Consider the following 9,530-nt stretch of genomic DNA (forward strand, 5'->3'; position numbering starts at 1 on the left):
ATCGCATACGGAATGGAAGCAAAGGTCAGGTCAGCCTTCGCGGTCGTCATGCCCGCCGCCACCGCGCGCTCCGAGTAAAGATCGCCGAGCGCGAACTCCATCAGCGAATCCGATTTGACGATGTGCGTGGACGAGCGCTGCACCATGGTCACGTCGACGCCGGCTTCCCACAGGGCCGCGCAGATGTCGTGAGCCGAATTGTTCGCGCCGATCACGACGACTTTCTTACCGTGATACGCGTCCGGACCGGGATGCCGCGACGAATGATGCTGCTCGCCCTTGAACACGTCCATGCCCTTGAAGCTCGGGATATTCGGCTTGCCGGACATACCGGTGGCGAGCACGAGTTGCTTCGGCCGAAGCGTGAGATTGCGGCCTTCCCGTTCGACTTCGACGATCCATTCGCCCTTGGCCTCGTCGTAGCGTGCGGATTTGCACACGGTCGAGCCCCAGTAGTTCAGCTCCATGACCTTCGTGTACATCTCGAGCCAGTCGCCGATTTTGTCCTTCGGTGTGAAAACCGGCCAGTTGTCCGGAAAGGGCAGATAGGGCATATGGTCGTACCAGACCGGATCGTGCAGACAGAGCGTCTTGTAGCGCTTGCGCCATGCGTCGCCCGGCCTCTCGTTTTTGTCGATGATGATGGTCGGCACACCAAGCTGCCGCAGCCGCGCACCCAATCCGATACCGCCTTGCCCGCCGCCGACGATCAGGCAATACGGCTCTTCCGAGGTGCCGAGTGCGTCGAGTTCCGCCTCGCGCCGCTCCTTCCAGCTCGTGCGGTCGCGGCGCGCACCGTGCTCGGCGCCCATAGGCCGCTTCGGGCCTTTCGGCTCCTCGTGCCCCTTGAGTTCCGCCATGGTCGTGAGCAGCGTCCAGATGAGGCCGTCCTTCAGGCGAATGAAACCGCTGCCTCGCGCAACTCCGGTTTCAAAACTGATCCAGCCTTGCGCAATGCCGTCGGCCTGCGTCGCTGTTTCGTTCTCTGCAAGCCGGAGTTTGGACGGCTTGATCGCGTCCACCTGCGCATCCAGCATCGCGGCGATCTGCTCGCGGCCTTCGAGCGTCTTGATGTTCCATGTGAACGCGACCAGATCGCGCCAGTAACAATCCGGCTGAAACAGGTCGACGGCGGCCTGCGTATCGCCGCGTTTCAGCGCGGCTTCGAGGCTTTCGAGCACCTGGGATATCGCTTGATTTGCAGTGTTTTCAGACATGGTTGCTCCTCCATTTGAAACGGATAGTCGGACTTCATTGGTAGCGCGGGTTCTACGCCCGCTAGGGAAATCGGGGCAGCGCCGCTAGCACTTATGCGGCGGCAGGATGCGCAGCTTCGCAATCCGCCGGTACAAGGTTGCGCGGGACATGCCGAGCGCTTGCGCGGCCAGTTCGGTGCGCCACTTCGCGTCGTTCATTGCATCGACGATGCGGCGGCGTTCGAGCGCGTCGCTATCGGACAGAACCGGCGCAGCGTGCGGCGCGCCACTCTCAGCGTTACTGCTATTGCTGTTCTCTCGCGGCGCGGTCGTCCTGCTTCGCGCAAGCCGCGCGGCGGAGGGCTGACGGACGCGTGCATAGAGCGGCGAGCCGGTGTCGCCCAGTCTCAGCGAGACGAGGCCGAGGCCCGCTTTGGCGTTGAAGAGACGCTCGGTGGGAACGTCAAAAATCTCCGACACGTGACGCGGCAACTGGTTGAGCGCCGGCACACATTCGCGTGCGCGGCGGTTTGCGGCGATGACGTGGCCGCGGGCGTCGATCGCAATGAGGATCTCGGGCTGCGCTTCGACGTAATGCCGGTTGCGATGCGCAAGCAGCACCCAGCAATCCGCGGCCGCGTTGAGGAAACAGGCGTCTTCGATCAAAAGAGCGCTTTGCCGCACGATGTGATTGACGAGCCGCTGGCTTTCGCGGTCGTCGGGGGAGCGCACGGCCGACGCATCGAGTACGCCGAGCAATTCGCCGTGCAAACCGAAAATCGGCGATGCGCTGCATGTGAGGGTGGTGAAGGCCGCACGAAAGTGATCGGTTCTATGTACGGTAATGGGCTCCGCGTCGAGCAGCACCGTCGCGACACCGCAGGTTCCTTCCTCGCTTTCGGACCAGCATGAGCCGAGATACAGCCCCGCGCGTTTGAAGTCGTGCCGGCGGTCTTTATCGACGCGGTAGTCGATCGTGACGCCCTGTGCGTCGGTCAGCATCACGCAGTAGTCGGCCTCGCGCACCATCTCGTGCAGCCGCGACAGGCACTGGCCCGACGCGCGCAGAAACGATTCCTCGCGATGCTGCACGTCGCGTAGTTCCGGCACGGTCAGAATGCGCGGACCGGCGGTCGCGCCCGGATCGAGGTGGTATTGCTCGAGCGAACGTTTATATGACGACGCAAGCCGCTTCCCGTCGACGCCCGCACGCGTCGTCCGTCCTTCTATGACGTTGCATATGCGGTCGATATGTCTCGTTGACGGAACGTAGGGCATGACGAGCCTCCGGGCGAACTCAGCGCGAACTGGGTGCTGGAGACATTCTGCACCGCTATCCGGCGCGTGTCTCCGAAGCCTGAAACGTACGGTACGTTTGTAGCATGCGCGAATCGGCAGAGCACACTGCAGTGCACCATCGTCGCCGGTGAGATTTTTTTCTCAGCGTGCAAACTCGCACGGAACGCGGCGTGAACGCTTGCCCGGAGCAATAAAAAAACCGGCCCGCAGGCCTAATGCAGTTCAGTTAAGGACAGCGATAGCAGCAACAGCGGCCGGCAAAAAACGGTTGTAAACGGCGCATGGCGATGTTAACTTTCATCGCCATGCGAACCAGTGTTAAAGCGGTTTTGTCGCAATAAGGTGGCGAGGTCAAGCATAGGCGTATCTTTAGTACTGCCTATGCCGCCAACGCATAGAACTGCTGGGCTGCAGACCGCGCGGTGCTGTGGCGGCACATCATCTGCCCTTTTCTAATCATGTGCATGACCTCGATGCCACCCAGTAAGATGCGGGCGCAACGAAAATTCTTGAATCCCAGCATGGGACGAATACGGCGCTTGATAGCCCGATGGTCCTGCTCGACGACGTTGTTCAGATACTTGGCCTGACGGATCTTGATTGACGTATCGCGTTCGGCGTTGATCGCATGCAGCCCGGCGAGATTGGCGCCGCTCTTGTCGATCGTCACCGTCTCCGGGACACCGTTTTGATCGATGGCCTTCTCGAAGTAACGCCGGGCGGCCACCTTGTCCCGCTTGGCTCGCAACAGAAAGTCAACCGTGTCGCCCGCTTTATCAACGGCCCGGTACAAGTACTTCCATTCACCGTTGACCTTGACATAGGTTTCGTCCATTCGCCAGCTTCTACCGACTGCGCGTTTGTGTCGCCGAAACGTCTTTTCCAGTGCCGGCAGAAGTTTGACGGCCCAGCGATGCACGGTCGAATGATCGACCGAAACGCCCCGCTCGGCCATCATCTCTTCCAGATGACGCAGGCTCAACGGATAGGCCACGTACCAGCGCACACACGTCAACATCACATCCAGCGGATAGTGCAGCCGTTTGAGCACCCTGTTCATACCCGCATTCAAGCTCTTCATCGTAGTTCAAATCTTTCGTTTTCCCGGCGCTACGATAGCAGATCGTCTTAATAATGCGACAGAGCCCGTTTATATCACACTGTGACGTAGCAGGCAGCACAACTGCGAGTCATGTCAGTGATGGATAGGACTGTCATCCCCGCTTGATGAAATACCCCTTGACGCTGCGCTCCCGCACGCAGCAGTGCGATCTGCGTTGCCGGAGAATGGGACCTCGTGTTGACACCCGTCAATCGAATTTCGGTTACTCGAGCTGGCGAACGGTCATCGCTCTACGAAGGCGAGGCGGCAGTGCGCATCACCGATGACATTCGTCTATCTCGGTGTAAAATCTTGCTCGCAGGGTCACCCTACGCAACACTTTGGGTACGTCATTGATAGCGACCGATCAACCTCGATGGGGCCCTTGGGAAACAGTATGAGGGGCTTGCTTCTAGCATTGCAATGCGCATGTATGCTGTCGGTTGCCGCGGCGCAGGGTATGCCGGCTGTGCCCGTGCCCAGGACCTCCGTCGCTGCGAAGGACTATCTGGCCGAAGCGAATCGCGTCGTCGATGCGGCGGCGCAGCCGGCTGCACCTTGGAATGGGCCGCGCAGCGGGCCGCGCGCCCAACTTGGGAAACGCGTCGCCATTGTTGCCGAGGACCTGCGCAACGGCGGCATCGTCGGAGTGGTTGACGGTATGCTAGAGGCGGCGAAGGTCATCGGCTGGAATGTAAAGATATTTGACTCAGGCGGCACGCCGGACTTGCGGCTGAAGATGCTTGCGAATGCGCTGGCAAGTCGTCCAGACGGGCTGATCATCGTCGGTGGCGACGCACGTGCCCTGTTGCCCGGGCTGCGGCCGTTTGCCGAGCGAAGCATTCCGATTGTCGGCTGGCATGTCGCGGCCCAGGCAGGACCGGTGCCCGGCACGCCCGTGGCGATGAACGTGGCGACGGATCCATTCGAGGTCGCGCGCGTGACCGCGCTGGCGGCGATCGTGCAGTCCGGCGGGCATGCGGGAGTCGTCATCTTCAGCGACCCGAACTTCCGGATTGCGCAAGGCAAGGCGGATGAAATGGCTGCCGTCGTGCGCGCGTGCAGCGGCTGCACTCTGCTCGGCGTGCGCGACGTGGCGATCTCGCGCAGCCAGGACCTGATACCCGACGCAACCCGCGCCTTGCTCACGCGGTATGGCAAGCGCTGGACGTATGCGCTGGCCGTCAACGACATCTACTTCGACTACGCTGCTCCGGTGCTGACTCAAGCCGGAATGCCAAGCACCGCCATGGCCATGCTGTCGGCCGGCGACGGCAGTGAGTCGGCCTTCCTGCGTATCCGCACGGGCACGTTCCAGACAGGCACCGTCGCCGAGCCCCTGAATCTGCACGGCTGGCAGTTGGTTGACGAGATGAACCGGCTCTTCGCCGGCGGAGGCGTCACGGGTTACGTGTTTCCAGTGCATCTCGTGACGGCGGACAACATCGCCACGGACGGCGGCGATCGTCTGCTCTACGATCCGGCCAACGGCTATCGCGACATCTATCGCCGCATCTGGCAACGACGGTGAAACTTCGGCTCCCGCGCTCGCTCACCGCACAGTTCACGCTCGTGGTTTCGTGCCTCGCGGCGCTCGTGGTCGCGGTCGGTGCCACGACCATTTACTCGTTGGCTGATTCCGCCCACGCGATCCGCCAGTTGGCCGAAGAGCGGCTGGCGCGCCAGGAAGACGCACAGGGCCTGGCGCAGCGCACTCTGATGATCGAACGCCTCGCGTTGCAGTTGTCCAGTGACGATACGGTTGACGCTGTGCGCGAGACGCATCGGCATGTCATCGAACAGTTGGCGTCCTTCGACCGCCTGGTGGACCGCCTAGCCTCCGCGACCACGAGCGACAACGTCGGTATCGACGCGCTGGCGCTGCATCGGTCGAGCCAGCGCTTTCGCAACACGGTCAACATCGAGGCGCAGGTGCGCGAGACCGCGCTGGCCGCTGGGGTCGCGCCGGCGTCCGCGGCGCGGCCTAGCGTGTCATTGGCTAGACTCGACGACGATCTGCGCCGCCAGGCCGACGCTCTGACCGCCGCGGCGCGCCAGCAGTCGGAGCGTTTCACGCGCGACTACCGCAAAGCGGCCCAGGATCTCGCCGACGACATGAACCGCACGCGCAGGTGGGTGGGCGGCGAAGTTGCGGTGAGCCTGCTGCTTGCCTGGCTGATCGCCCGCGCATTTCTCGGTCGCCACGTGGTGGCACGGCTGCGCCGGGTCAGCCACTTCCTGCGGCACGGCGATGCCGACAGCGTGCAAGCCGGCGTCCCCGTTCACGGCGGCGACGAGATTGCCGATATGGCGCGCGCCGTCGAGCAGTTCCTCGAAGACCGGCGCCAGCGCAGGCAAGCCGAGAATGCGCTGATGCAACTCAACGCCGAACTCGAGGCACGCGTCACGCAGCGCACGGCCGAACTCAGCACGGCGCTCGCGGGCCAGACGGCTGAGATCGTCGAACGACAGCACGCCGAAGAGGCGGTGCGAGCGAGCGAGCACTTCCTCGACAGCATCATCGAGAACATCCCCGACACCATCTTTGTCAAGGATGCGGCGACGCTGCGCTTCGTGCGTTTTAACAAGGCGGGAGAGCAACTGCTGGGCTACCGGCGCGAGGAACTCATCGGAAAGTCCGCCCATGACCTGTTTCCAGCGCAGGAGGCCGACTTCTTCGTGCTGAAGGATCGTGACGTGCTGGAGTCGCAGCAGCTGGTCGACGTGCCGGCTGAGTCGGTTCACACGCGTCACGGGCCGCGCCTCGTGCACACGATGAAGATACCGATTCTCGACGTGCGAGGCGAGCCGCAGTTCCTGCTCGGCATCTCCCGGGACATCACGGAGCAGAGGCGTGCGGAAGAGGAACTGCAGCGCTATCGCGAGCACCTCGAAGACATGATCCGCGAGCGAACCGCTGAGCTGGCCGTCGCCAAGGAACACGCCGATGCGGCCAATCAGGCCAAGAGCGACTTTCTTGCTCACATGAGCCACGAACTGCGCACGCCGTTGAACGGGATTCTGGGCTATGCGCAGATCCTTAAGCGCGATAAGAGCCTCGATCAACGCCAGGCCGACGGGATCGCGGTGATTCAACGCAGCGGTGAACACCTGCTCGCGATCATCAAAGACGTTCTGGACATGGCCAAAATCGAGGCCGGCAGGGCGGAGCTGAACCTGTCGGACATTCCCCTTGACCGGTTCATGTATTTCATCGCCGAGACGATTCAGGTGAAGGCAGCGGAAAAGGGCTTGGCGTTCGCCTGCGAGATGGCAGCGGATCTGCCGGTGGGCGTGCGGGTCGATGAAAAACGGCTGCGCCAGGTGCTGCTCAATCTGCTCTCCAACGCAATCAAATTTACCGACGAAGGGAGTGTGAGCCTGCGCGTCGGTTGGCTGCCGCCCACGCGGCTGCGTTTCGAAGTACAGGACACCGGCATCGGCATAGACGAAGCGCGTCTGGAGGCGATCTTCCGGCCTTTCGAGCAAGTGAGCGATGCCCAGCACCGGGTCGGCGGCACAGGGCTGGGACTCGCCATTAGCCGGCAGTTCGTGCGCCTGATGGGTGGCGAGATCCATGTCGAGAGCCGTCGCGGGGCGGGAAGCGCCTTTTCGTTCGAGCTGAACCTCCCCGTGGTGACGCCTCAGGTCATTGTCGTCCCGCCTGAACGGATGGTGATCGGCTACAGGGGGCCGCGCATGACCATCCTCGTCGTGGATGACGTCGCGGCAAACCGTGCCGTGGCCGTTGACATGCTCGGCCAGCTTGGATTCGACATGGTTGAGGCCGGCAACGGTTTGGAAGCCTTGGAGATAGCCAAAGCGCTGCGGCCGGCGCTCATCCTGATGGATGTCGTCATGCCCGGGATGGATGGGCTCGAAGCGACGCGACGCCTGCGCGAAATGCCGGAGTTCAGGGATCTGCCGATCGTTACGGTCTCCGCTGGCGCCTCGGGGAGCGATGCAGCGAGAAGCCTCGCGGCCGGTGCAAACGCCTTTCTGTCAAAACCGGTTGATTTCAGTGGGCTGTTGTCACAGATCGCGGCTCTCCTGAATATCGAGTGGAGCGACGAAGTTCCACAGACGCACGCCACCGGAGCGGACCAAACGGCTATACACGCCGCCGATGCGTCCAAGGGCATCGTGATCGTGCCGCCGCCTGGGGAAATCGAAGCGCTGCACCACCTGGCGCGACTGGGCGACATGCGCGCCATCGCTCAACATGCCACGCGCCTGGCCGAGCTTGATGAGCGCTATCGCCCTTTCGCCAACCACCTTTGCCAGCTAGCGAAGGACTACCAGTCTAAGGCGATCCTCACCTTCGTCGAGCGACATCTGCAAAGGAAGCGAGTCCCATGACTGAGACCGCAGAACCCGCGTCCTAGGGAGTGACGCCGTGGGTTCCGGCCAGAGCCCGGTTGTCCGTCATAATGACCTCGGTCGCTTTCGCGAAAGGCCACAAGCCGACCTAGGGTCCCGGGAGCCGCTTATAGCTACGAGCCGCCGAGCCCTCGGGCGAATGGCGTTGAGACGACCCCGGAGGCAGACCCGCGCTATCGTCCTCAGTATTTCTTTGAGACAGCGAAACATTACCCGAAACTGATGCTCGAGCGATATTCACGCAGCGACTCAGTTAACGAGGTTGTGTTGTCACTTAGCGACCTCGCAAGAATACCGCAGACCCTGATATGCGCCGTCCATGAATGCGCTGACCACCACCATTATCCGACCGTGACCGATCAGCTGCGTAGTATTCGGCGGCGAAAGCCGAGATTCCCCCACTACCTGACGTCAGGCACTTTTTCGTTAAAGTCCGCGCCCGGACCAATGAGCCTGCTGAATATAGTCATCGGCCGACGCACGAGCTTAGCGACGCATGCGTGGCTTCCGCGATCGTGAACGCGCATACATCCCTATCAACCTTTGATCCGGTGCCGTCGGCACTCCGCGTTGAAGCGGTGCCTGCTACGCCCCTCACGCTATCGCAGATAGTTCGCCGCACGCTCCGTCGACTCGCGTCGTTTCAGTGGGACCACCCGAATTGCGCCCGTTTTCTGAGCAAGCGCCTGTCCTCTTCGCCATTGCATCGCGAGCAACCTAACGTTACTGCGCCGGCGAAAGGCATTCACGTATATCAGCGAGGCGAGGCCGGTGTGGCTGCATGCGATCCATGCGCATTGGTCGACCGATTCGAGTGTTGCGACTGTGGCGATGGCGACAGGAAAAGGGCGGCCCCTTCGTCATCGTGATCATGCACATCTATGAGCAGACGCTCGATATCGCTGATCGCATGGTGTTGACGAAGCGAGACCAGATTACCTACGAGCAGAGGAGTGCGCTTACTTCGGTTACGAACTGTGGACGCGGTGCGACGGAATATCGGGCGATGCGCGCCGCTCGCGCGTATTGAGTCCATTAATCGGAGGCTATGTCCTACCGGGCAACGCCGACCGGTTTTCGTTCACGCCAAGTCGTCCATCCAGATACTGCTTGCGCCAGTCGAACAGCTGATTCGCGTTCAATTCGTGACTGCGTGCAATCTCCGCTACCGAACGTCCACTTGACAACGTCTCTTCGACGATCTGGCGTTTCTGGTCTACGGTGCGCCGACGATACTTCCGGGCGCCTTTGACTTCAGAAAATTCAGTCACTGTGTCCATGATTCCTTTGTAGACACAGTCACATTTGTGCCCCCGGGAAGCATGGCTTCGCCTTCATGAGGCGTCTATACGGTCAGGGTCGGCTTGTGATTACCCACATTTCAGCCACGAAACCTGGTAACCTGGCACGCGTTATAGTCATTGCGCGAGCGAGATGGCTGAAGAAGAGCGGGCAGACGAGCGAGCCTGGTTCGAGAAGGAGATCGAGGCGAGCAGGTTTCAGGATGCCAGATTGCGCAAACGCTTTGGCATGGTGCTGGAACGGTTGTGGTC

The 9,530-nt window shown here is 61.6% G+C and carries 7 protein-coding genes; 3 read left to right on the forward strand and 4 right to left on the reverse strand.

From position 1 onward, the window contains the following. The 3 genes from F759_RS0134435 to F759_RS0134445 form a co-directional block, all read right to left on the reverse strand. Positions 1–1,217 (reverse strand): NAD(P)/FAD-dependent oxidoreductase (locus tag F759_RS0134435; protein ID WP_036026075.1); only part of this gene is annotated, 1,217 nt, incomplete at its 3' end. A gap of 84 nt (positions 1,218–1,301) precedes the next feature. Beyond that, positions 1,302–2,474 carry a sigma-54-dependent Fis family transcriptional regulator gene (locus F759_RS0134440; protein ID WP_027803783.1) on the reverse strand — a complete coding sequence of 391 codons (1,173 nt, stop codon included), beginning with the start codon at positions 2,472–2,474 and terminating at the stop codon, positions 1,302–1,304. A 400-nt stretch (positions 2,475–2,874) separates the two neighbouring features. Next, positions 2,875–3,576 carry an IS6 family transposase gene (locus tag F759_RS0134445; RefSeq protein WP_027803784.1) on the reverse strand — a complete coding sequence of 234 codons (702 nt, stop codon included), beginning with the start codon at positions 3,574–3,576 and terminating at the stop codon, positions 2,875–2,877. Between the two features lie 418 nt (positions 3,577–3,994). Here F759_RS0134445 and F759_RS0134450 point away from each other — a divergent pair, with 418 nt between their 5' ends. Beyond that, on the forward strand, positions 3,995–5,128 hold the full coding sequence (locus F759_RS0134450; RefSeq protein WP_027803785.1) for a substrate-binding domain-containing protein: 1,134 nt from the start codon (positions 3,995–3,997) through the stop codon (positions 5,126–5,128). Further along, a complete protein-coding gene (locus F759_RS0134455; RefSeq protein WP_027803786.1) occupies positions 5,125–7,956 on the forward strand; it encodes an ATP-binding protein in 2,832 nt (943 codons plus the stop codon). The genes F759_RS0134450 and F759_RS0134455 overlap by 4 nt, the downstream gene beginning before the upstream one ends. 1,067 nt (positions 7,957–9,023) lie before the next feature. On the opposite strand, the gene F759_RS39635 is transcribed toward F759_RS0134455, so the two are convergent. After that, the gene (locus F759_RS39635) at positions 9,024–9,257 is read right to left on the reverse strand and encodes a transposase (protein WP_084534446.1); all 234 of its coding nucleotides are present in this window, start codon (positions 9,255–9,257) and stop codon (positions 9,024–9,026) included. A 154-nt stretch (positions 9,258–9,411) separates the two neighbouring features. On the opposite strand from F759_RS39635, the gene F759_RS45360 reads away from it, so the two are divergent. Then, a partial coding sequence (locus tag F759_RS45360) for a transposase DNA-binding-containing protein (RefSeq protein WP_152530788.1) occupies positions 9,412–9,530 on the forward strand: 119 nt, incomplete at its 3' end.

Source organism: Paraburkholderia dilworthii (genome assembly GCF_000472525.1).
Taxonomy (GTDB): domain Bacteria; phylum Pseudomonadota; class Gammaproteobacteria; order Burkholderiales; family Burkholderiaceae; genus Paraburkholderia; species Paraburkholderia dilworthii.

Bases quoted from the DNA above. Each gene is read 5' to 3' on its own strand.
- F759_RS0134440 (WP_027803783.1), bottom strand. From the start codon at position 2,474: ATGCCCTACGTTCCGTCAACGAGACATATCGACCGCATATGCAACGTC.
- F759_RS0134445 (WP_027803784.1), bottom strand. From the start codon at position 3,576: ATGAAGAGCTTGAATGCGGGTATGAACAGGGTGCTCAAACGGCTGCAC.
- F759_RS0134450 (WP_027803785.1), top strand. From the start codon at position 3,995: ATGAGGGGCTTGCTTCTAGCATTGCAATGCGCATGTATGCTGTCGGTT.
- F759_RS39635 (WP_084534446.1), bottom strand. From the start codon at position 9,257: ATGGACACAGTGACTGAATTTTCTGAAGTCAAAGGCGCCCGGAAGTAT.